This window comes from Blastococcus capsensis (assembly GCF_030165005.1).
GTDB classification, from domain to species: Bacteria; Actinomycetota; Actinomycetes; order Mycobacteriales; family Geodermatophilaceae; genus Blastococcus; species Blastococcus capsensis.
The window spans coordinates 1-21,909 of the sequence record NZ_JASNNW010000037.1 but is presented as its reverse complement, the minus strand read 5'-3'; the positions used below and the strand labels follow the sequence as shown (position 1 = coordinate 21,909).

Below are 21,909 nucleotides of genomic sequence, written 5' to 3'. Positions count from 1 at the left end.
GGCCACCGCCGCCGCCCGCAGGCCCACGCGACGGACCTCCTGTGCAGAACGCCCCGGCACGCTGGGGGAGCTCTCAGCGGCGGGGGCGGGGTTCTTTCCTGACTTTGATCAGAGGTGCATGATCATCTCTGCTACGGCTCACTGAGCTGCGGGAACGCTCTGGACTCGGCGTGGTTTCACGGCTCTTCGTACCTGCGGTGGGTGTGAGGGACTCGCGCGTGTGAGCTGAGGCGGGAGAGGGGTCGAGGCCTTCCAAGATCGGGAGCGACCAAGCTGCCCGACCGGAAGGCCTCGACGGTGTCCGAGCCTACGGCGTGCGCTCGCGCGCGCTCACGTCCTGATTCCTCCTTCGCTCACTCCTACTGCGATCGCTGTGATCTCCTCGTCGGCCTGGACGGTTTCCACGTCATCGAGGTCGTCGAGCGTCACGGCCGAGTGCAGGTCGTGGTGGAGTCGGCGCCCGAGCCGATGGGCTGTCTGGCCTGTGGCGTCATCGTCGGCAGCCACGGTCGCCGCGACGTTGTCCTGGTCGACGTGCCCTGCTTCGGGCGCCCGGTCCAGTTGGTGTGGCGCAAGCGGACCTGGCGCTGCGTGGAGGTCGAGTGCACCGGCAAGGCGTTCACCGAGCAGCACGAGGCTCTCGCTCGGCCACGGGCGCTGCTGACCACGCGGGCGTGCTGGTGGGCCATCGGGCAGTTGCGCCGCGAGCACGCCTCGGTCGCCGGGATCGCCCGGCAGCTGGGCACGACCTGGCGCACGGTGTGGCGCTCGATCAAGCCGCTACTGGAGGCGATGGCCGCCGACGAGGCCCGCTTCGCCGACGTCACCGCCCTGGGCGTGGATGAGCACATCTGGCACCACGTCTCGACCAAGCCGATCGCCGACGGTGGTCGCGGCCCCAAGGAGCTCACCGGGATGGTCGATCTGACCCGTGACCAGGCAGGACGCGTCCGCGCACGCTTGCTGGACCTGGTGCCCGGCCGGTCGGGGAAGGTCTACGCCGACTGGCTCGAGCAGCGTGGCGAAGCGTTCCGCAAGCAGGTCAAGATCGCCACGTTAGACCCCTTCCACGGCTACAAGAACGCCATCGATGACCAGCTGGAGGATGCCGTCGCCGTTCTTGACGCCTTCCACGTCGTCAAGCTCGGCACCGCTGCGGTGGACGAGTGCCGGCGCCGAGTCCAGCAGGAGACCCTCGGGCACCGTGGCCGCAAGGGCGACCCCCTGTACGGAATCCGCACCATGCTGCGCGCCGGCGCGGAGAAGCTCACCGACCGCCAGTGGACACGTTTGCGCGCAGCCTTCGACGCCGACGAGCGACACCTGCCCGTGTGGCTGGCCTGGTCATGTGCCCAGCAGCTGAGGGACGCCTACCGGCATCCCAAGCCGGCCGAGGGCCGCAAGATCGCCGAACAGGTCCTCACCTCGTTCTCGACCTGCCCGGTGCCCGAGATCGCCCGCCTCGGCCGCACCTTGAAGCAGTGGCGGGAGGCGTTCCTCGCCTACTTCGACACCGGCCGATCCAACAACGGCGGCACCGAAGCCGTCAACGGCCTCATCGAGCTCCACCGGCGGATCGCCCGCGGCTTCCGCAACCGCGACAACTACCGACTCCGCATGCTCCTGATCGGCGGCGGACTGTCCAGCCCCCACCTCAAGTAAGAAGAGCCGGTCTACGCCGCCGCCAAATGGCGCGGCCTGCACACCGTCGGCATCCGCGACCTCCTGGGCGCGATCAACGGGATCGGGCACGCGGCGATGGACACCGACCCAGAATTGAACGCCGCGTTCGCCGCCAACGGCTACACCAAGGACCCGACCGGAGAAATACTGCAGCTGGCCAAATATGTAGGCTCGTTCAGCGCGCGGCATGCGCAGATCGCGAGGAATGTGGACCGCTACGAACGAGAATGGGTCGCAGCGCACCCCGGCGAAACACCCGGGCCGGCACTGCGCCACGCGTGGGACGCCCGCGCGTGGGCGGAGCGCCGGCCGGACAAGGTCGCCCCGCAGCCCCGCGCGGACGTCGGCGAACGCTGGCGGACGGATCTTGCCGAGCTTGGCTTCCGCGCGCCGACCAATCCCATCCGGCTGTCGCCCACCCCGGTCGGTGCGCTGAACCGCGACGAGCTCGTCAGGCGGGCGCTGACTCGCTTGGCCACCGCCCGCTCGGCATGGAACGCCGCGGACGTGCGCGGGGAGGTGGAGCGGCTGATCGCCGCCGAGGGCGTCGTCGTCGATGCCGGGGTGCGGACCGAGCTGGCCGAGGATCTCACCGCCCGCGCCATGCGTGCCTGTGTGCCGCTGCTGCAGCGGGACGGCGTGGCGGAGCACATCCGAGCCTGGACTTCCCGGTCGGTGGTCGCCGTCGAGGCCGACCTGACCGCCCGTCTCGCGACCCGCGCCGTCGAACACTCAACCGACGCACCTGACACCGGTCTGATGACCCCGCCGGCCCACCTGACACCGACGGTCGCGCCCGCGGCGAGCGCCGGAAGGCTGGACGCCGGTCAGACGGCGGCGGTCGCCGCGCTGGCCGGCGACCGCCCGCTGATCGTGATCGAGGGCGCCGCGGGCGCGGGCAAGACCACCACCCTCGCAGCCACCCGCCAGGCACTCGAGGAACATGGGCGGCGGCTGGTGGTGGTCACCCCCACGCTGAAGGCCGCGAAGGTCGCCGCCGTCGAGATCGGGACCGCGGCTGGGTCGGTGGCCCGGCTGGCCTTCGAGTACGGCTGGCGCTGGGACGACGACGGCGCCTGGACCCGCTTCGCCGTTGGTCAGACCGACCCGGTCACCGGGAAGACCTACGCGGGGCCCGATGAGGCGGCGCGGCTGCTTCCTGGAGACCTCCTCGTCGTGGACGAAGCGGGCATGCTGGACCAGGACACGGCCCGTGCCCTGCTGGCCATCGCCGACGAGTGTCAGGTGCGCGTCGCACTGCTCGGTGATCGCCACCAGCTCGCCGCCGTGGGCCGCGGCGGCGTCCTTGACCTCGCGGTCGGCCAGCTCGACGACGATGCCTACCTGACACTGCGGGGGCTGCATCGGTTCACCCGCACCGGCCCCGACGGCCGCACCCTGCCCGACACCGGATATGCGGACCTGACCCTGGCCATGCGTTCCGGCGATGACCCCGGCAAGGTGTTCGATGCCCTGCTCGCGCGCGGGCAGATCCGGCTGCACCCCGACCCGGACGCGCGGCGGGAGGCACTGGCTGCGACGACTGCGGCGTCGTACGCCGCGGGCCAGCGGCCAGCGGTGGTGGCCGATACCCGCGAGCAGGTCGGCGAGCTCAACGCCGCCATCCGCGACCGTCTGGTCGCCGCCAGCCGGGTCGACGACGTGCATGCGCTCGTCACCGCGTCAGGGGAGAGGGTGGGTGTCGGGGACCGGGTCGTCACCCGCCGCAACGACCCCGACCTCGACGTCGCCAACCGCGACACCTGGGTCGTCGCCGTCGTCGGCTCGCGGGGCGACCTTCTTGTCACCCCGGCCGATGTCACCCCCGCACTCGGTGCGCGTGGGTCTGTCACCCCCGCTGTCACTCCGCGCTGGCAGGGTGCGCGGGTGCTGCCCGCCTACTACGTCGCCGCGCACGTGGAGCTGGCCTACGCGACGACCGCGCACGGCGCGCAGGGGGAGACGGTCACCGCCGCGAACCTGGTGGTCGGCGAACACACCGGGGCCGCGTCCGCCTACGTCGGAATGACGCGCGGCCGGCGGGCCAACACCGCCCACTTGGTCGCCGCCGATGTCGACCAGGCGCGGGAGCAGTGGGTCGCGGTTTTCGGCCGCGACCGCGCCGACCTCGGCCCCGCCCACGCCGCCCAGCAGGCTGCGGCCGAGGCCGCCCGCTACGCCGCGCCGCGGCCGCTGGACGACGTCCTCGCCGAGCTGCGCGCCGCCTGGACCGAGCAGCAGCGCTGCGGCGACCTGCTCACCCGCCAGCAGCTGCAGCGCGAGGCGCTCCGCGCGACCGTCTCCCGGCACGCCGAAAGCACCCAGCGGCTCTCGGGTCTCGCGGCGGATTGCCAGCAGGCTGCGGCCGATGCCACCGCCGCTCGGCTGCGGACCGAGGCCAGCGGCTCCCGCGTCGCCGCCGACGCCGACCGGATCCGCGACACCCTCCTCAACCGGTGGGACGTCGAGCGGGAGATCGCCCGGCAGGCCGCCGGGGTGGTCCTCGACGGCCCCGGCCGCTTCGGATTGCGCCGGGCGGCGGTGGCCCGCGCCAGCGACCAGCTCGCCCACTGGCACGCCACCTGGGCGCCGCACCTGCCCGGCTTGCCTGCCGACCACGCCCGGCTGGCCCGGACCGCCGCCGGGAACGATGATCGGTCGGCCCTGGAGTCGGCGCTGGGGGCCGCGGCCCGCCGCGCCGCCGAACGCGCGCACCCGGAGTACGCCGAGCTCGCCGCGGCTGCCGTCGCCGCCGAGCGCACCCACTCCACCGCGCAACGCGGGCTGGACCTTGCACGGTACGACCACGACCACCGCCACGGCACCACGGGCCAAGCCGACTACGCACAGCAGCTGGCCGAGATCGAGCGCGGCGTCGCCGCCACGCGCCAGAAGCTCACCGACATCCGGGCGCGCATCACCACCCTGCAGGCCGACCCGGCCCTGCTCGTCCAGCAGCCCGAGCGACTCCAGCAGGAGGACGCGGCCTGGCGCGCGGGCCGCGACGCCATCCAACGCGCGGCCCGGATGACTCCGCAGCCGACGGCCGGGGCCGACCGGAGCGGGCACCATCCGCGCCCGGAGGACCTGCGCTACCTCACCTCACACCGCATCCCCGACCAGGGCATCGGGCGCTGAACGCCGGCAGCCCGGTGCCCACCTCCCGCAGCGGGAGCGAGGCCCGGCGGCAGGTTCCCGCGGGCGACCGCAGGAGAACAGCAGAAGGACAGCAAACGGACTGGATGGGCGGGAGGCGTACCGGAGAAAAACAGGAGGTCGCGCCAGAAACTGGCCGTGGGGTGTCAGCAATGACCCGACATGGATGCCTTCTACCGGTGTTGGGCCTAGCCCCACGATCTTCTAGGGAGACAGCCATGAACCTCCAGCCCGCCGACCACGAACCGGAACTGCTCACCATCGCCGAGGCCGCCCAGCTGCTGCGCACCCCGGTCGCCACCCTCCGGTTTTGGAGGCACCGCAACACCGGCCCCCGCAGCTTCCGCCTCGGCCGCCGCGTCCTCTACCGCCGCGACGACCTCCACGACTGGATCGGCGCGCAACGCGATCGTGCTGTGCCGACCGACGCGTGAGAGGGCGTGATGCCGCGCAGAAGTCCCTTCCGATCTGTCTCAGGGAGGTGTGTCTGCGTGCGTTGATCACGCGGCGACCGCTCCCGGTGCCTTTGTGGCTTCGCTCCCACGGCGTGTCGGACGCCTTGGGACTGCTGCACGGCGGTGCCGCTGTATGCCGGACACCACCGTGCAGCCCGCTTGGTGCGGCTATCTGTCAGCTGGCCTCACGGTGGGCAGCCCGATCCCCGCTGTGGCACTTCATCCTCGCTCCGTCACCGCGGCTGGGTGGTCGTCCTCGGAGACAGCGGGGGTCCCGTGGGGGTCGTCCCGGCGGAGAAGAAGGACAGCAGTGACCAGAGTCCAGAGCGGCACACCCACGATGAGGCCAACCCAGCCGATCGGCAGCACGGCGAGCCACACAGCGAGCGCCAGGCTCGCCACGGACCAGGCGCGCGGCAGTGCACCGCTGCGGCGCGCGAGCACGGAAAGCGCCGCCAGCATCACGACACCCGTCACCTCCGCGCCGATGAAGAAGATCCCCCCGACGCCGTCCAGCGCCTGGACGGCCGCAGGGTCGAGCGTTCTCCCGGTCAGTGCCGTGACCACGCCAGCCGCCGCGCAGAGCGCGAGAAGGATGCCGGTGACGAGACCCGTGCCGCTCGACAGGCGTGTGATGTTCTCGATGGACGGGCCGGATCTCTCGGGGCTGAGCGCGGTCGAGAGCCGCGCGGTGAACCAGACGAAGCACAGTGCGCCGAGCATGAAGGCCCACGAGCCCGCCAGCACGCGATCGGCGCCCGTGACGTAGAAGGCGGCGACCTCGCTCGCGCGTTCCTCCGGTAGGCCGCCCGGAAAGCCGAGGTGGCCGCCGCCGATGACCAGGACCCCGAGGATCCACAACACCACTGTCGCGACGCCCGTCATCCCCGAAAGCCGCTCTCGCCCACCCACGCTCGCCATCCCGTACTCCTCCGCCATGCCGTCTCCGGCGCTGCGTCCGCCCTCTCCGGGCCGGATCGAGAAGGGACGCTAGGAGCGGAGCTCGGCTCCGATAAGCCGGCTGTCCCGACGCCGTCAGGAGGAAAACCCCCGAGTGAACGGCGGGTCGAGCCCCTTGTCCTCGGACGCCGACGCCCACATGGTGCAGGGGTGAAGGCCACCGTCCGAGGACGCCATCTGCCGAGCCTGGTCGCCGCCACCGCGGTGGCAGTCGCCGTCGTGGGCCTGGTGCTGTTGCTGGACGCGGGCGCTGGGCCAGGACACCCGGCCGTGGGCATGCTGACCACGGCGGTGGCCTCGGCTCTTCTCGGCCTCCTGGTGCTGTGGCACCGACCGGGTCACCGCATCGGCGGGCTCCTACTGTCTGCCGGCGCCCTGTTCGCTGTGACGGTGCTGGCGGCGGGGGTGCTCGAGCATGGAGAACCCGGTGCGCCGACGCTGATCGAGCAGCTGGCCTTCGCCTGGGTCTGGATCGCCGCCGCGCCTCTCATCCTGGTGTGGACGTGCCTCATCCTGGGGCTGCCCGACGGTGAGATCGGCGGGGGCTGGCGCCGGAAGTTGGTCGTCCTCGCGGTCCCGGTGGTCACGGGGCTCGCCGCGGCGCGCTACCTGCTGGCGCCTTCCGGTACCGCGCCGGCATTTCCGCCGGCGAACGTGCCCGACGGTCTGGCCGGGCCGCTCGCCGGAGTGGCCGACGTCCCGCGGCTCGTGGACATCTCCACCCTCCCCTTCGCAGTGCTTCCGCTCGTGGCGCTGGGCGGTTTGCTGGCCAGGTACCGGGCTGCGGGTCCGGTTCCGCGGCAGCAGCTGAAATGGGTTGCGCTGGCCGTCGCCGGGGCGGTGCTGGTGAACCTTCTCGTCGCCGTGCTGCACGCGGCCGCACAGGAACCGACGGGTGTGATCACCGTTCTGCGGGTGGTCGCGGAGGTCCTTCCGTCAGCCGGCATCGCGCTGTCGGCGCTGCGCTACCGGCTGTGGAGCCTCGATCTGCTCGTCGCCCGCTCTGCGGCATACGCGGCCTTGTGGCTGCTCCTGTCCGCGGCTCTGATCGGTGTGGGCGCGGTCACCGGGTCACTGGCCGGGGGGCGCAGCGCGCTGCTTCCCGTGCTGATAGCGCTCGTGGTCACCGTCGCGGCACAGCCGGCGCGCTCCTGGCTGGAGCGGCAGGCCCGCCGGCGGATCTACGGCGATCGGCCGTCGGGATACGCGGTGGTGATCGACTACGCGGCCGCGCTGGCAGGAACCGACACCGTCGACGAACTGGCCGGTCGCATCGCCGCGGAGGTGCGACGAGCGCTGGGTGCCCGCTGGGTGGCCGTCTGGCTGGCAACGCACACCACCTCGTCGGTCCGGCTGCGCCCGATTCCCGATGGCGTCGCTCCCCCCTCACCGGTCATCCTGCCGGCGGGGGCGGTGCAGACCCTGGAGCGGCTGCACAGGTCGGTGCTCCTGACCGCGGCGCCACCAGCTGTCCGCGAGGTGCTGCAGCGACTGGGCACCGAGCCTCCCGCCGCCTGCGCCGTCATCAAGGCATCCGGGAAGCTGATCGCCGTCCTGGCCTGTGCGCAGCCGGAGACCAGGCGGCTCGCCGAAGCCGAGCTCGAGTTGCTCGACCTGCTCACGGCCGAGGCGGCACTCGCGTTGCGGAACTGCCGCCTCGAGGTGGAGCTGCGCGACCGACTGGCACTCATCGAGCGCCAAGCCGAGGACGTTCGCGAGTCCCGGCACCGGCTGGTCGCCGCTCAGGACGCCGAGCGCCGCCGGATCGAGCGGGACCTGCATGACGGGGTTCAGCAACAACTGGTGTCACTGGCGACGCGGCTGCGCCGCTCGGCGCGAGCTCTGCCCGACGCCGCCCCGGCTCTGGAGGAACTGGCGAGGGAGGCCGAGGACGTCGTCTTCGGCCTGCAGGACCTGGCCCGGGGGATCTATCCGAGCATCCTGGTCGACTCGGGTCTGGTCGAGGCGCTTCGCGTCCAGGCCGGCCGCGTTGCCGGCGGCGTCCGGCTCGAGGTGGAGCCGGCCATGGCCGGACGCCGGCTGCCCGCGGAGGTCGAGGCGGCCGGCTACTTCGTCGCCCTGGAGGCGATGGCCAACGCCCAGAAGCACGCGCCGGGGGCGACCGTGACCATCAGCCTCCGCTCGGCCGACGCCCCTGCCCGCTTCGTGCTGGAGGTCCACGATGACGGGCCGGGCTTCTCACCCGAGGCGGTGGGCACCGCCAGCCGGGGCGCCGGACTGCAGAACATGGCCGACCGGATGGCGGCTGTCGGGGGCGACCTCACCGTGGACAGCCGGCCGGGCGCGGGCACGTGGCTGCGGGCGGAGGTCCCGCTCAGCGCGGAAGTGGTGTCCCTGGAGGCAGCTCGGCGGACTCCCGCAGGTAGATGAGTACCGCGGCCACCCTGCGGTTGAGCTGCGCCTCGGGTGCCAGCGCGAGCTTGCCGAAGATCGCCGCGATTCGTTTCTCGACCGCGCCCATCGACAGGTACAGCGCGTCGGCGATGCGCTGGTTGGACATGCCTTCGGCCATCAACGCGAGGACGTCGCGCTCTCCTGTGCTGAGCTGTGCCAGCGGCGACCCGGGCTTGTTCCGCCGATAGTCCAGCAGTCGGGCGACGATGCGCGGGTCGAGCACCGACCCGCCGTGGGCCACTTCGTGCAGGGCGCGCACCACCTGTTCGACATCGCCCACGCGCACCTTGTGGAGGTACCCGAGGCCTTCGACGCCGTGCTGCAGCAGGGCCCACACGTAGCCCTCGTCGTCATGTTGCGTGAGTACAAGGATCCCGATTCCGGGCAGTTCGTCCCGAAGGACGTGCGCGGCCTGGATGCCCTCCATCGAGTACGTCGGCGGCATCTTGACGTCCATCAGGACCGAGTCGGGTCGACACCTTCGCGCCTGGGCCAGGACCTCGTCGTAGTCACCGGCCACGGCCACCACGTCCACGCCACCATGCTCCTGCAGCAGTCTCCTGGTCCCCTCGCGACCGAGGTACTGGTCCTCCGCCAGCAGGACGCGCAACCTGCGCGGGGGTGCCTGGGCCCCCGCCTGCGAGTCCTGCACGACGTCACCACCCACACCGAGCACCGTACGTTCACCACTGGCCGACGTCCTGCGAACTGACTCCGAACGAGTGCCCGATGACTTTGATGCTTCACAGCTCGCCGCCTCGGGGTCACCGGAACACCGCAAGGGGCTGTACGGACCGCACGCCGCCGGCAGGCGCGTGACCCCACGGCGGGGGCCTCTCCGCACGCACCATGCGAGCGTTCGGCGCGCTGCCAAAGGTCTTCCTAGGAATGCCGGCCGCGGACTCCTGCGGACTGTTTGCGGACAGCTGGCCGACGCCGAACCCGGATGATCTTGCTTGGCGAGGAAAAGCCGCAGGTCAGCGGCTTACCGCGTGGTGCGCCATCAGGGACTCGAACCCCGAACCCGCTGATTAAGAGTCAGCTGCTCTGCCAATTGAGCTAATGGCGCGGTGCGCCCGCCGTGGCGGGCACGAGAGAAGACGATACCAGCGCAGGGGCGGCGGTCGGCGGGCACCCCGGCCGTGGGTCGTGACCGATGCGCCCCCCCCCGATGCCCTTCCAGCCTGGGCGCTGGAGGGAATTGCCTCCGCCCTGTTGCAGGCGCGATGGGGAGGAGAAGCCGGAACAGGTGCGACGGACTGCCGCGATGACCGCGACGGGAGTGCTGGTGCCCCTGGCCGGGTGCAGTGGGAGGACGCCGGCGGCTCCTCCCGGCCGACCGCGGCCGCGGCGGAGCCGGCGACGGTCGAACTCGCGGTCGCCGACGGCGCGGTGGAAGCTTCACCCGTGGCGCCGCTGGAGATCTCGGTGACCGGCGGGGAACTCGACGAGGTCAGCGTCACCGACGGCGACACCGCACCCGTGCCGGGTGCGGTGTCCGATTCCGCGGAGGACGAGGCTGCCGATGACGACGCCGGCCGGAACGATGCCACCGGCGAGCCGGCCGGCGGCGACGCCCAGGTCTGGACGCCGGAGAGCCCGCTGACCTACGGGACCAGCTACACGCTGCGCGCCACGGCCACCAGCGCCGACGAGGCGGAGACGACGTCGACGTCTACGTTCACCACGGTCGCTCTGGAGACGCTCTCCACGCCCTCGATCGGTCCGCTCGACGGCCAGACGGTCGGCGTCGGGATGCCGATCCGCGTCTGGTTCGACGACTCGGTCGTGGACAGGACCGCGGTCGAGAGCCACCTCGAGGTGACCAGCACGACCGCGACCGACAGCGTCTGATCCAGGTCCAGCGACAGCCAGGTGCACTTCCGCCCGTCCACGTACTGGCCCGAGGACATCGAGTCACCGACAGCCCCGACGGTCACCGCACGCCTGTCGAGTACGCCGTCCGGCTGAACGACAACGGTGAGTTCGTGCACGCGGCTCCGTGGTCGGTCGCGCAGCCGGGGCGGGAGAACGTGTCCCACGGCTGCATCAACCTCTCCACCGAGCGCGCAGCCTGGTGCTTCGACTTCTCCCAGCCAGGCGACGTCGTGGAGATCGAGAACTCGATCGGGCCCCACTCTCTCGGCCGAGGACGGCGACATCTACGACTGGGCCGTCTCGTGGGAGGACTGGCAGGCCGGCCACGCGCTGACGTGAGCCACCGCGGCGCGGCGTTTCCGGCCCGCTGACGCCGGGCACCTCCGTCGGCGACACCGGAGGGGACCACGTGGACACCTGGTTGATCGTGCTGATCGTCGTCGTCGTGCTGGTGGTGCTCGCGCTCGTGGCGCTCGCGCTGACCAAGCGCAACCGCGTCTCGCGGGTGCGCCGGGAGGCGGAGCACCGCGAGCAGGCGAGAGAGAACATCCAGGAGGCACACGCCCGGGCGGCCCGCGCCGACGCCGAGCAAGCCCTCGCCGAGGAACAGGCGGCGCGCGCCCGCCGGGAACTGGCCGAGGTGCAGGAGCGCGCCGCGCTGGCCGAGAAGGAGGCCCGTCAGCGTGCGGCCAGGGCCGAGGAGGACCGGTCGGAGGCCGAGCGCCTGCGGGCGGAAGCGGAGCGGCTCGCCCCCGACGTGGTCTCCGACGGTCAGCACGGTCATCCCGACGGCGGCGCCACCCGACGCTGAGCCGCACCGCTCAGTTCCGGCCCCCGGAACGGTCCTACGCCTGAGGACCGTCACACCGGAGGGGTGCACATGACCGATCTGCTGGCCATCGGAACGCGCAAGGGGCTGTGGCTCGCCCGCAGCGACGACGACCGCCGCACCTGGACCCTCGACGGGCCGCATCTGCTGGCTCAGGAGATCGCGGCCGTCTCCATCGACACCCGCCGTCCGGCGCCCCGGCTGCTGGCGGGTGTCCAGTACGGGCACTGGGGGCCGACGGTCACCTGGTCCGACGACCTCGGCGGCAGCTGGCACGAGACCGACTCCGGCGCCATCCGCTTCCCCGAGGACACCGAAGCGGCGCTGGGCCGGGTCTGGCAGCTGCGACCCGACTCGGTGGAGCGGCCCGACGTCGTGTGGGCCGGCTGCGAGCCGCAGTCGCTGTGGCGCAGCACCGACGGCGGCTGCAGCTTCACGCTGGTCCGGGGTCTCTGGGACCACCCGCACCGGCCGACCTGGGAACCGGGAGCCGGCGGGGGAGCGGTGCACACCGTGCTGCCCGATCCGCGGACCGACCGGATGACGGTCGCGATGAGCACCGGCGGGGTCTACGTCAGCGAGGACGGTGCCACCGGCTGGACTCCGCACAACCGGGGCATCAGCGCCGTCTTCATGCCGGAGCCGGCGCCCGAGTACGGGCAGTGCGTGCACAAGGTCGCCGTCGACGCCGGGGACCCGCGGCGGATGTACGCGCAGAACCACTTCGGCGTCTTCCGCACCGATGACGGGGGCGTCTCCTGGACCTCCATCGCCGACGGGCTGCCGGCCGACTTCGGCTTCCCGATCGCCGCCTCGCCGACCACGCCGGGTACCGCATGGGTGATCCCCCTGGTCGCCGACATGCAACGGGTGCCCCCGGACGGCCGGCTCCGAGTGCACCGCACCAGGGACGCCGGCGTGAGCTGGACCGAGATCGGGAGCGGGCTGCCCGACGGGGCCTGGACCGCAGTGCTGCGCGACGCGTTCTGCACCGATGACCACGCGGTGACCGGGGTGTACGTCGGCACGCGGGACGGCTGCGTCTACGCCAGCGCCGACGAGGGCGACACGTTCAGCACGGTGGCCGAGCACCTGCCCGACGTGCTCGTCGTCCGGGCGGCGCAGCTGCCGTGACCGGAGCTGGGAGATGAGCGTGCACATCGTGCTGCCCGGCGCCCTGGCCGACCTGGCCGGAGGCTCACGGCACCTCGAGGTCGACCCGGCGGCTGCGACGCTCGCGGCGCTGCTGGACGAGGTGGCGGCCCGCTACCCGGTGCTGGACCGGCGGATCCGGGACGAGGCGGGTGCGCTGCGGCGGTTCGTCAACGTCTACGTCGACGGGGAGGACGTGCGCTGGCAGGGCGGCTTGGCGACGGCGGTGCCGAACGGCGCCGTCGTGCAGGTGCTGCCGTCGGTCGCGGGCGGCTGACCTGGACACAGGAGGCCATGCCTACGGTTTCGCGTCCGATCCCGTAGGCGTAGCTTCCTCTGCCTGGAGCCGAGCCGTCAGAGATCGGCGAGGGTGGCGCAGTTCGGGCAGAGCTGCTGCTCGTCGTACCCCTCTGGCGGCCACGGCAGCTGCTCGTCGATCGAGACGTAGGCCCCGCAGAGCGCCTTGCGGCTCTGCCCGCTGACCCGCCCGATGGTGGCGTGCGCCGGTCCGATCTGCCGGGGCTGGAGACCTTCCGCCCCGAAGGAGCCGACCATGACGACCGCGTGTGCCGTGCCGTACGCGTAGACGCTGGTCATGCCGACCAGAGTCCGAGCCTTCCGGCGCTCGCGCCACCACCGCCGAGCACGTGTCGGCCGCATCCGCCACACCGGTCCCACCTGTTCCGGAGCGAGGCGACGGGGCCCGTCCGCAGCAGCGGACGGACCCCCGTGGTGCCGGCTGTGTCAGTCGGCGTAGATCTTCTCCACCTCACCGGCGAACTCCTTGAGCAGGACCGAGCGCTCGAGCTCCAGCGACTGTCAGCCGGCCACCCTCCACCGCCCACTCGACCGGCAGGATCGCGGACGACTTGATCGACTCGGCGCGGGACACCTGCGCGTCTGCCCGGTCCACGGCCGCCTGGATCTCCGCCACGACCTCCGGGTCGTCGACCAGCTCGGCCAATGGGGTGTCGGTGGCGCGGCTCTCGGGTGGGCTCTTCGGGATGACCGCACAGCGATGTGACCTGGATCGCAAAGGTGCAGACCGGGTGATCTGTAGGTTCGGGTTCCCGGCGCGGTGCCCGCCGGAGATCCAGGTTCACCGGGAGGTTGGTGTGCAATCCACCCTGTACGAGGCCGAGCACGAGGCGTTCCGCGCGATGGTGCGCGACTTCCTCGCCAGGGAGGTCGTGCCGCACCACGCCGCGTGGGAGGAGGCCGGCGTCGTCGACCGGTCGATCTGGCTCAAGGCCGGTGGGCAGGGGCTGCTGGGCATGGACGTGCCCGAGGAGTTCGGCGGCGGCGGGGTCGAGGACTTCCGCTACAACGCGATCCTCTCCGCGGAGATCAGCCGGGTGGGTGCGAGCGGTCTCGGTTTCACGCTGCAGAACGACGTCGTCGCGCCGTACCTGATCGGGCTCACCACCGACGAGCAGAAGCGGCGCTGGCTGCCCGGGCTCGTCAGTGGCGAGATCATCACCGCGATCGCCATGACGGAGCCCGGAGCGGGCTCGGACCTGCAGGGCCTGCGGACGACGGCCCGTCGGGACGGCGACGACTGGGTGCTGGGCGGGTCGAAGACCTTCATCACCAACGGCATCAACGCCGACCTGGTCATCGTCGTCGCCCGCACCGACCCCGAGGCCGGGGCCCGCGGCTTCTCGCTGCTGGTGGTCGAACGGGGGATGCCAGGGTTCCAGCGCGGTCGCAACCTCGACAAGATCGGCCTGAAGGCGCAGGACACCGCGGAGCTGTTCTTCGAGGACGTCCGCGTGCCGGCGGCCAACCTGCTCGGCACCGAGGGGCACGGCTTCTTCCACCTGATGGAGAACCTGCCGCAGGAGCGGCTGTCCATCGCCGCGGGGGCCGTCGCCTCGGCCCGCATCGTCCTCGACCTGACCGTGCAGTACTGCAAGGACCGCACCGCGTTCGGCAAGCCGATCGGGACGTTCCAGAACACCCGCTTCGAACTTGCCGAGATGCACACCGAGGTGTCGATCGCCGAGACCTACCTGGAGAAGGCGATCGGTGAGCACAACGCCGGCCGGTTCACCGCCGAGGACGCCGCCATGGCCAAGTGGTGGACGACGGAGCTGCAGAAGCGCGTCGTCGACCGGTGCCTGCAACTGCACGGCGGCTACGGCTACATGCTCGAGTACCCGGTCGCCAAGGCCTTCCTCGATTCCCGCATCCAGACCATCTACGGCGGGACGACAGAGATCATGAAGGAGATCGTCGGCCGATCGCTCGGCGTCTGACCCCAGCGCAGTGATGGCGCATTCCTGCGTCCCAGCGATCCCCGCACCTTCCGGACGAGAGGACCCGCATGACCGCCGAGGCCTTGACCCCTCCCTGACCCCCGAGCACTCCACCCCCAGGCGTAGGAGGCTTTACCTATGGTTGGGGCCCTCAATTCGGGTGCATAGCCTCCTATGCCTGGGCGGCAGGCAGGCTTCGGCGACGGCCGAGGTCATCAGGTCCGCTCGGCGACCGGCACGATCTCGCCGGTCTCCAGCCGGGCGCGGTAACCGTAGATCTCGCGCTTGACGACCCGGGCCAGGATGTACAGCCCGATGATGTTCGGCAGCGACATCAGGAAGATCATGCTGTCGGAGAAGCCGATCACCGCGTCCAGCGTCGAGGAGGCGCCGATGATCACGAAGAGGCAGAAGATGAGCTTCCACGTGCGGTCGACCAGCATCGACTCGCCGAAGAGGTAGGTCGCGGCCTTCAGGCCGTAGTAGCTCCAGGCGAGCATCGTCGAGTAGGCGAAGAGGATGACCGCGATGGCCAGGACGATCGGGAACCAGCCGACCACCGACTCGAAGGCCGCCGAAGTGGTCTGCACGCCCGGGGCGCTGGACTCGTCGGCGTAGGTGCCGGTGATGACGATGGCCAGGGCCGTCATCGTGCAGATGACGACGGTGTCGATGAAGGGCTCCAGGACGGCGACGTGCCCCTCCGTCGCCGGCTCGTTGGTCTTCACCGCGGAGTGCGCGATGGCCGCCGATCCCAACCCGGCCTCGTTGCTGAAGGCCGCCCGCCGGAAGCCCTGGATCAGCACACCGACGACGCCGCCGAACCCGGCCTCGGGGGTGAAGGCCTGGGAGACGATCGCCCACAGCGCGTTCGGGATCTCCGTGAAGTTGGCGAACAGCACGGTCAGGCAGGCCAGCACGTAGAAGATGGCCATGAACGGGACGAGCTTGTCGGTGACCCGCGCGATGCTGCGGATCCCGCCGATGATCACCGCCCCGACGAGCAGGGCCATCACCAGCCCGAAGATCGCGCCGGCGGCGCCGCCGCCCAGGGGGCCGTCCTCTCCGCCGGTCACCGACTGGGCCTGGCTGAACGCCTGGTTGGCCTGGAACATGTTCCCGCCGCCGACGGCGCCACCGAGGGTGAAGATGCAGAACAGGACGGCGAGGACCTTGCCGAAGGTGCCCAGCCGCGGGTGCTTCTGCTCGAGCCCCTTCGTCAGGTAGTACATCGGCCCGCCGGAGACGCGGCCGTCCGGATAGACGTTGCGGTACTTCACGCCCAGCGTGCACTCCACGCCCTTGGTGCACATGCCGACCAGCCCGGCGATGATCATCCACAGCGTGGCGCCCGGCCCGCCGAGCGAGATCGCCACCGCGACCCCGGCGATGTTGCCGAGGCCGACGGTGCCCGACACCGCCGTGGCCAGTGCCTGGAAGTGGGTCACCTCGCCGGCGTCCCGGGGGTCGTTGTAGTCGCCCCGCGTGAGCTGGATCGCGTGCTTGAACGCCCGGAACTGGAATCCGCGCAGGTAGATGGTGAAGAAGAAGCCGGCGATCACCAGCCAGACGACGATCAGCGGCAGCACCACGCCGTCGTCGACGAAGTCCAGGGGGACGGCGTAGAAGACCACCGAGGTGATCCGTTCGGAGATCGGTGCGAACCAGCTGTCGACCTGCTCGTCGAACGTGGCGGCGAGGACTGTCTGCATCACGGCACCACCAGGACGGGGACGGGGGAGAGCTGGATCAAGCTGCTCGGCGTGGAACCGAAGAGCAGGGTGCGCACCCGGCTCTGCCCGACGCGGCCGACGGTGATCCAGGCCGCGTCGTGCTCCCGGGCGACGCTCACCAGCGTTTCCGCGGGGTGGCCGTGCCGGACGATGCCTGACACCTCCAGGTCTCCGGCGGCGGACAGCCGGGTGACCAACGGGTCGAGCACGCGGTCGCGCGCAGCAGCCTCCTCGCGTGCCTTGTCCACCGAGCGGCGCTCGTTCTCCTCCGCCGTGGTGAAGGAGTACGGCGACCACGGGACTACGCAGGCGAAGACCAGGCGCAGGCCGTGGTGACGGGCGGCGTCGGCGGCGGCCTCGGCGGCGCGGATGCTCGCTTCGCTGCCGTCGAGCCCTACGACGATGGATCCCGGCACAAGCCCACCTCCGGCCGGCTACGACGTGGCGCGAGGTTAGCGCTGGTCACCGCTTCGGGCAGGTCGAGCCAGCGACGCGCAGGAACCCGCTCGGCGGGTTCAGGAAGGAGGGACCGGGACCTGGCCGACGGTCGGTGCGGCCAACCGGACGACCTCGCCGACGACCCACACCGCGGGCGGGCGCAGGTCCTCCTCTCGGATCCTGTCCCCGAGGGCCGCCAGTGTCGTCCGGATCGTGCGTTGCCGGCCGGTCGTACCCTCGGTCACCACGGCGACCGGTGTGTCCGGCTGCCGGCCGTGGCGGATCAATGCGGCTGCGATCGCCGGCGCGGTCTCCACGCCCATGAGCACGACGACCGTGCCGCGCAGGCGGCCGATGGCGGACCAGTCGACCAGCGACTGCGGATCACCTGGCGGTACGTGCCCGGAGACGACGACGAACTCGTGGGTGAGCCCACGGTGGGTCACGGGGATGCCGGCGATGCCCGGCACTGCCACCGCGCTGGTGACGCCGGGCACGACCTCGACCGGGACGTCCGCGGCCGCACACGCGACGACCTCCTCCATTCCCCGGCCGAACACGAAGGGGTCCCCGCCCTTGAGCCGCACCACCTGCCGGCCCGCGCGGGCGTGCGACACCAGCAGGGAGTTGATCTCCTCCTGCGGCATCGCGCGTCCGCGCGGCAGCTTGGATGCATCCACGATCTCGACGCCGGGCCGGAGTCCGGCCACCAGCGATCGGGGAGCCAGGTGGTCGACGACCACGACGTCGGCCCGCGCCAGCGCCTGCTGTCCCCGCAGGGTGATGAGCCCGGGGTCCCCCGGGCCTCCACCGACCAGCACGACGCGACCCGTCCGACCGTCGCGCGGCGCCGGATCGGCTGGGTCCGGCGGCGGGTTCGCGGGCAGGGCGCTGGACGTGCCCGGGTCATCGGCGCTGGTGCAGAAGACGCGACAGCGCTCGGCGTCCTCGGCGACGACCTCGTCCGCCGCGCGGTCCTCCGTCGCCGCCACGGCATACCAGGCGCCCTCCAGGTCTCCCAGCGCGTAGGGCCGGCGGATCCACGACAGGGCTCCCGAGTGGGCCAACGCCGCCAGAGCGGGGATGACGGCGGGGCTGATGACGGTCACCATCGCGCCGGACTCCAGGAGCCCGGCGGTGGCCCGGTACGCGGCCGGCCCGCCCCCGACGAGGACCACCCGCCTGCCGGAGAGCCGGAGGCCGACCGGGTGGAGCGGCGCGGACGGCCGGGGCAGCGACGCAGTGCTCACGGCACCTCCTCGGAAGCGGTGACGGGCAGGAGGACGTCGGTGAGGGCCGCGGCGAAGGCTCGCGAGACCGCGGGGTCGCGCACGGCCACCCGCAGGTGGTTCCCGGTCAGGCCGGGGAAGGTGTCCCCGCGGCGCACCGCCCAGCCACGGCGCCGCAGCTCCTGCCGGACCACGCCTCCGTCGGGCACGCGCACGAGGACGAAGGACGAGCGAGGCGCTCCTTCCACGACCACCCCGGCCGGAAGGGCGTCGAGCAGGACCTCGCGCCAGATGCCGAGGACGCCGGCGGCGGCGTCGGCCTCGGCCCGGGCGGACGGGGTGGTGCAGGCGACGAGTGCCGCCAGCGCAGGAGTGGAGACCGGCCAGTGCGGCTGCTGGGCGGCCAGGGCCGCCACGAGCTCGGGCGGGCCGAGTGCGTAGCCGACCCGCAGGCCCGCCAGCCCCCAGGTCTTGGTGAGGCTCCGCACCACGAGGAGCCCCGACAGATCGGCGCGTGAGGCCAGTGACCCCGGCTCGCCGGGGACCGTGTCGGCGAACGCCTCGTCGACGACGACGAGGCGGCCGGGCCGCAGCAGGCTCGCGACGGCGGTCGCGGGATGCAGGACCGAGGTCGGGTTGGTCGGGTTGCCGAGGACGACCAGGTCGGCGTCGTCCGGAACGGCGGCGGGGTCCAGCCGGTAGCCGTCCTCCGGCCGCAGCAGCAGGCGTTCCACCGGGTGCCCGGCCGACCGCAGGGCGACCTCGGGTTCGGTGAAGGACGGGTGGACGACGAGGGCCCGCCGCGGGCTCAGCGCGCGGGCGAGGAGCGTGAACGTCTCGGCGGCGCCGGAGGTCAGCAGGACCTCGTCCTGGTCGCGGCCGTGGGCGGTGGCCACGGCCGCGCGGGCGGGTCGGGGGTCGGGATAGCCGGAGCTTCGGTCGAGGGCGTCGTGCAGGAGGCTTCGCAGCCAGGCCGGCGGGGCGTCGGCACGCACGTTCACCGCCAGGTCGATCAGCCCGGGCGCCAGCTCGGCGTCCCCGTGGTGGCGCAGGTCGGTCATGAGGCCACCGCCACCGTGACGCGGCCGTGCACCGTCTTCGGGACCAGCAGCGTCCCGCCGCCGAGCAGTGCTGCGGCCTCGGCCACCGAGGGCGTGCCCACGCGCGCGGCCACGAGCTCCGACGGCGAGGGCACGGGCACCCGCGCCAGCTCGGCGGCGGGGTGCCCGCGCAGCGGCCAGTTCCGCGAGGCGGCCGCCGCCACGACCCCGGCCTCCGCCGCGCGTGCATCCAGGGTCGCCAGCCGCACGTCGACGGTGCCCGGGGGGAGGACGGCGTCGATCGCGGCCAGCACCTCGTCGGCACCGATCCCGGAGGCCGCGCCGATGCCCACCACCGTCACGTCGGCACCCCCGGGCGGTCGGGCAGCGCGGCCAGCAACCCTGCGACGTCGCGGGGGAGGACCCCGTCGTCGGGCAGCAGACCGAGTGTGCGCAGCCGGGTGCCGATGGTCAGCGCCCACGGGCGCTCGAGGCGGGCGCGCGCGAGCAGGTCGTCGTCGCCGAGCACGTCCTCGGGCGTGCCCTGCACGACCGTCCGGTCGACCACGACGGCGACCTCGTCGGCCCAGCGCAGCGCGAGGTCCACGTCGTGGGTGCTCATGACCACCGTGGAGTCGTGCTCCTGCAGGCGGGCGAGCGCGGCGAGGGTCTCGGCGACGGCGGAGGGGTCCAGCCCTGCCGTGGGCTCGTCGAGCAGCAGGACGCACGGCCGCATCGCCACGGCTCCGGCGATCGCGACCCGCTTGCGCTCCCCGTAGGAGAGCTGGTGCGTGGGCCGTCCGGCGAGCGGGTCGACCGCGAGCAGCCGCAGCGCCTCCGCCACCCGTGCGCGGACGTCGTCCTCGGCCAGCCCCAGGTTCAGCGGGCCGAACGACACGTCCTGGGCGACCGAGGCGCTGAAGAGCTGGTCGTCGGGATCCTGCAGCACCAGTTGAACCTCCTGCCGGTGCGCGCGTAGCCCGCGCCGGGAGTGCTCCAGCGGCACGCCGTCGACAGCCACCACCCCGGTCGTGGGCCGCAAGGCGCCGGACAGGCAGCGCAGCAGCGTGGTCTTCCCGGAACCGTTGGCTCCCAGCACCGCCAGCCGGCGACCGGCGGGGACGGTCAGTCCGGCGCCTTCGAGCACGGGGCGGCCGCGTTCGTAGCCGGCGGTCAGCCGCTCCGCGGTCAGCGCCCGGTGGCTCACTGGTGCACCATCCTTCCGTCACCGATCTTGGTTGGGTCGGTGATGCGCCCGAGGTGCCGCCTCGTCATCGCCCTGCTCGCTTGACGCTGTTGATGTCCAGCATGAGATCTGCGAGGCGAGGCGGTTGCCCGGGACGTGCCGACCGTCGACAGGGCTGAGCGCCAGCGAGCGCCGATCAGTGAGCGAACCGGCAGCCACGTTCCGGCTCCACCGGCACCACAAGTGGGCGCCTCCCCACTGGGACTAGCAGCGAGGAGGCTGACGTGAAGTCTGCCAGCAACACCCTGCCCGATGAAGCACTCAACGGCGTGACCGGCGGCCTGGACTGGGCGCGTGATGATCACGCGGCCTCGGTGGTCGACGCGCGCGGCCGGGAACTGGTCCGGCACAGTGTCGAGCACAGCGCGGCCGGGCTGCGCGAGTTGATCGACGTCTTCAGCCGCGCGGGCTGCCATGAGGTCGCGATCGAACGCCCCGACGGCCCGGTCGTCGACGCCCTGCTCACCGCCGGGCTGACGGTGGTGGTGATCAGCCCGAACCAGGTGAAGAACCTGCGTTCCCGCTACGGATCGGCCGGCAACAAGGACGACCGGTTCGACGCCTACGTGCTCGCCGACACGCTGCGCACCGACCGGGCCCGACTGCGCCCGCTGACCCCCGACAGGGCCGACACCGTTGCGCTGCGCCGGACCTGTCGGGCCCGCAAGGACCTCATCGCCCACCGGGTCGGGGCCGCCAACCAGCTGCGCGCGCATCTGCGCAACGTCTTCCCCGGCGCTATCGGTCTCTTCGCCGAGATCGACAGCCCGGTCAGCCTGGCGTTCCTGACCCGCTTCGACACCCAGGACAAGGCCGACTGGCTCACTCCCACCCGGCTCGGCACCTGGCTGACCAAGCAGGGCTACCCCGGACGTACCGACCCCGCCGTGCTGCACGCCCGACTGACCGCCGCCCCGCGCGGCGCCACCGGCGCCGAGGCCGACGCCAACGCGGCCATCACCCGCGCTCTGGTCGCCGTCCTGTTCGGCTTGCTCGAGCAGATCAAGGCCCTCACCGCCGAGATCGACGCGCAGCTGGCCCGCCACGCCGATCAGCACATCTTCACTGGCCTGCCCCGCTCGGGACGAGTCCGCGCGGCCCGGATGCTCGCCGAGATCGGTGACTGCCGCGCGCGCTTCCCCAGCCCCGAATCGCTGGCCTGCCTGGCCGGCGCCGCCCCCTCCACCCGCCAGTCCGGCAAGATCCGCGCCGTCGGGTTCCGCTGGGCCTGCGATAAGCAACTGCGCGACGCGGTCTGCGACTTCGCCGCCGACTCCCGGCACGCCAACCCCTGGGCCGCCGACCTCTACAACCGCGCCCGCGCCCGCGGCCACGACCATCCGCACGCCGTGCGCATCCTTGCCCGCGCCTGGCTCTACGTGATCTGGCACTGCTGGCAGGCCGGCGAGGCCTACGACCCGGCCCGCCACCACGCCC

At 72.2% G+C, this 21,909-nt stretch carries 20 protein-coding genes and 1 tRNA gene; 11 read left to right on the top strand and 10 right to left on the bottom strand.

Annotated elements, in window-relative coordinates:
* The first annotated feature begins 435 nt into the window (after positions 1 to 435).
* From QOZ86_RS20560 to QOZ86_RS20550, 3 genes are all read left to right on the top strand, one after another.
* Entirely contained in the window at positions 436 to 1,662 is a 1,227-nt protein-coding gene (locus QOZ86_RS20560; protein ID WP_284493833.1) for an ISL3 family transposase, read from the top strand.
* A 96-nt stretch (positions 1,663 to 1,758) separates the two neighbouring features.
* Positions 1,759 to 4,821, top strand: coding sequence for an ATP-dependent DNA helicase (locus QOZ86_RS20555; RefSeq protein WP_284493832.1), 3,063 nt, complete (start codon positions 1,759 to 1,761; stop codon positions 4,819 to 4,821).
* A 236-nt stretch (positions 4,822 to 5,057) separates the two neighbouring features.
* Positions 5,058 to 5,273, top strand: coding sequence for a helix-turn-helix domain-containing protein (locus tag QOZ86_RS20550; RefSeq protein ID WP_284493831.1), 216 nt, complete (start codon positions 5,058 to 5,060; stop codon positions 5,271 to 5,273).
* Between the two features lie 240 nt (positions 5,274 to 5,513).
* Here the strand turns inward: QOZ86_RS20550 and QOZ86_RS20545 are convergent, their stop codons facing one another.
* Complete coding sequence (locus QOZ86_RS20545) at positions 5,514 to 6,233, bottom strand: hypothetical protein (protein ID WP_284493830.1); 720 nt, start codon at positions 6,231 to 6,233, stop codon at positions 5,514 to 5,516.
* A 171-nt stretch (positions 6,234 to 6,404) separates the two neighbouring features.
* Between QOZ86_RS20545 and QOZ86_RS20540 the strand changes: the two genes are divergently transcribed.
* Positions 6,405 to 8,645 (top strand): sensor histidine kinase, encoded by a 2,241-nt coding sequence (locus QOZ86_RS20540; protein ID WP_284493829.1) that lies wholly within the window; start codon positions 6,405 to 6,407, stop codon positions 8,643 to 8,645.
* Here QOZ86_RS20540 and QOZ86_RS20535 read toward each other — a convergent pair.
* Both QOZ86_RS20535 and QOZ86_RS20530 read right to left on the bottom strand, forming a co-directional pair.
* Entirely contained in the window at positions 8,590 to 9,321 is a 732-nt protein-coding gene (locus QOZ86_RS20535; protein ID WP_284493835.1) for a response regulator transcription factor, read from the bottom strand. The two genes, QOZ86_RS20540 and QOZ86_RS20535, sit on opposite strands and share 56 nt — an antisense overlap.
* A gap of 341 nt (positions 9,322 to 9,662) precedes the next feature.
* Positions 9,663 to 9,738, bottom strand: a tRNA-Lys gene (locus tag QOZ86_RS20530).
* Between the two features lie 233 nt (positions 9,739 to 9,971).
* Here QOZ86_RS20530 and QOZ86_RS20525 point away from each other — a divergent pair.
* From QOZ86_RS20525 to QOZ86_RS20505, 5 genes are all read left to right on the top strand, one after another.
* Positions 9,972 to 10,523 (top strand): Ig-like domain-containing protein, encoded by a 552-nt coding sequence (locus QOZ86_RS20525; RefSeq protein ID WP_284493828.1) that lies wholly within the window; start codon positions 9,972 to 9,974, stop codon positions 10,521 to 10,523.
* A complete protein-coding gene (locus QOZ86_RS21310; RefSeq protein ID WP_431521236.1) occupies positions 10,439 to 10,918 on the top strand; it encodes a L,D-transpeptidase in 480 nt (159 codons plus the stop codon). Before QOZ86_RS20525 ends, QOZ86_RS21310 begins: the two co-directional genes overlap by 85 nt.
* Before the next feature lie 38 nt (positions 10,919 to 10,956).
* Positions 10,957 to 11,358 (top strand): hypothetical protein, encoded by a 402-nt coding sequence (locus tag QOZ86_RS20515; RefSeq protein ID WP_284493827.1) that lies wholly within the window; start codon positions 10,957 to 10,959, stop codon positions 11,356 to 11,358.
* Between the two features lie 69 nt (positions 11,359 to 11,427).
* Positions 11,428 to 12,510, top strand: coding sequence for a sialidase family protein (locus tag QOZ86_RS20510; protein ID WP_284493826.1), 1,083 nt, complete (start codon positions 11,428 to 11,430; stop codon positions 12,508 to 12,510).
* Between the two features lie 13 nt (positions 12,511 to 12,523).
* Complete coding sequence (locus QOZ86_RS20505; protein ID WP_284493825.1) at positions 12,524 to 12,805, top strand: ubiquitin-like small modifier protein 1; 282 nt, start codon at positions 12,524 to 12,526, stop codon at positions 12,803 to 12,805.
* Between the two features lie 77 nt (positions 12,806 to 12,882).
* On the opposite strand, the gene QOZ86_RS20500 is transcribed toward QOZ86_RS20505, so the two are convergent.
* Positions 12,883 to 13,125, bottom strand: a complete 243-nt coding sequence (locus QOZ86_RS20500) for a hypothetical protein (RefSeq protein ID WP_284493824.1) — start codon at positions 13,123 to 13,125, stop codon at positions 12,883 to 12,885.
* A 518-nt stretch (positions 13,126 to 13,643) separates the two neighbouring features.
* On the opposite strand from QOZ86_RS20500, the gene QOZ86_RS20495 reads away from it, so the two are divergent.
* On the top strand, positions 13,644 to 14,786 hold the full coding sequence (locus QOZ86_RS20495; protein ID WP_284493823.1) for an acyl-CoA dehydrogenase family protein: 1,143 nt from the start codon (positions 13,644 to 13,646) through the stop codon (positions 14,784 to 14,786).
* A 215-nt stretch (positions 14,787 to 15,001) separates the two neighbouring features.
* On the opposite strand, the gene QOZ86_RS20490 is transcribed toward QOZ86_RS20495, so the two are convergent.
* The 6 genes from QOZ86_RS20490 to QOZ86_RS20465 form a co-directional block, all read right to left on the bottom strand.
* Positions 15,002 to 16,498, bottom strand: a complete 1,497-nt coding sequence (locus QOZ86_RS20490) for an alanine/glycine:cation symporter family protein (RefSeq protein WP_284493822.1) — start codon at positions 16,496 to 16,498, stop codon at positions 15,002 to 15,004.
* Positions 16,498 to 16,935: a universal stress protein gene (locus tag QOZ86_RS20485; RefSeq protein WP_284493821.1), complete on the bottom strand. Its 438-nt coding sequence runs from the start codon at positions 16,933 to 16,935 to the stop codon at positions 16,498 to 16,500. Before QOZ86_RS20485 ends, QOZ86_RS20490 begins: the two co-directional genes overlap by 1 nt.
* Before the next feature lie 99 nt (positions 16,936 to 17,034).
* Complete coding sequence (gene cobA / locus QOZ86_RS20480; protein WP_284493820.1) at positions 17,035 to 18,207, bottom strand: uroporphyrinogen-III C-methyltransferase; 1,173 nt, start codon at positions 18,205 to 18,207, stop codon at positions 17,035 to 17,037.
* Positions 18,204 to 19,247 (bottom strand): Rv2231c family histidinol phosphate aminotransferase CobC, encoded by a 1,044-nt coding sequence (cobC, locus tag QOZ86_RS20475; RefSeq protein ID WP_284493819.1) that lies wholly within the window; start codon positions 19,245 to 19,247, stop codon positions 18,204 to 18,206. Before cobC ends, cobA begins: the two co-directional genes overlap by 4 nt.
* Entirely contained in the window at positions 19,244 to 19,588 is a 345-nt protein-coding gene (locus QOZ86_RS20470; protein ID WP_284493818.1) for a cobalamin biosynthesis protein, read from the bottom strand. Before QOZ86_RS20470 ends, cobC begins: the two co-directional genes overlap by 4 nt.
* Positions 19,585 to 20,433, bottom strand: coding sequence for an energy-coupling factor ABC transporter ATP-binding protein (locus tag QOZ86_RS20465; protein WP_284493817.1), 849 nt, complete (start codon positions 20,431 to 20,433; stop codon positions 19,585 to 19,587). The genes QOZ86_RS20470 and QOZ86_RS20465 overlap by 4 nt, the downstream gene beginning before the upstream one ends.
* Before the next feature lie 263 nt (positions 20,434 to 20,696).
* On the opposite strand from QOZ86_RS20465, the gene QOZ86_RS20460 reads away from it, so the two are divergent.
* Positions 20,697 to 21,909 (top strand): IS110 family RNA-guided transposase (locus QOZ86_RS20460; protein WP_284493740.1); only part of this gene is annotated, 1,213 nt, incomplete at its 3' end.

What these genes read in the sequence shown, in the direction of transcription:
- QOZ86_RS20555 (WP_284493832.1), top strand. Translation starts at nt 1,759, where the DNA reads ATGGACACCGACCCAGAATTGAACGCCGCGTTCGCCGCCAACGGCTAC.
- QOZ86_RS20550 (WP_284493831.1), top strand. Translation starts at nt 5,058, where the DNA reads ATGAACCTCCAGCCCGCCGACCACGAACCGGAACTGCTCACCATCGCC.
- QOZ86_RS20545 (WP_284493830.1), bottom strand. Translation starts at nt 6,233, where the DNA reads ATGGCGGAGGAGTACGGGATGGCGAGCGTGGGTGGGCGAGAGCGGCTT.
- QOZ86_RS20510 (WP_284493826.1), top strand. Translation starts at nt 11,428, where the DNA reads ATGACCGATCTGCTGGCCATCGGAACGCGCAAGGGGCTGTGGCTCGCC.
- QOZ86_RS20505 (WP_284493825.1), top strand. Translation starts at nt 12,524, where the DNA reads ATGAGCGTGCACATCGTGCTGCCCGGCGCCCTGGCCGACCTGGCCGGA.
- QOZ86_RS20500 (WP_284493824.1), bottom strand. Translation starts at nt 13,125, where the DNA reads ATGACCAGCGTCTACGCGTACGGCACGGCACACGCGGTCGTCATGGTC.
- QOZ86_RS20490 (WP_284493822.1), bottom strand. Translation starts at nt 16,498, where the DNA reads ATGCAGACAGTCCTCGCCGCCACGTTCGACGAGCAGGTCGACAGCTGG.
- cobC (WP_284493819.1), bottom strand. Translation starts at nt 19,247, where the DNA reads ATGACCGACCTGCGCCACCACGGGGACGCCGAGCTGGCGCCCGGGCTG.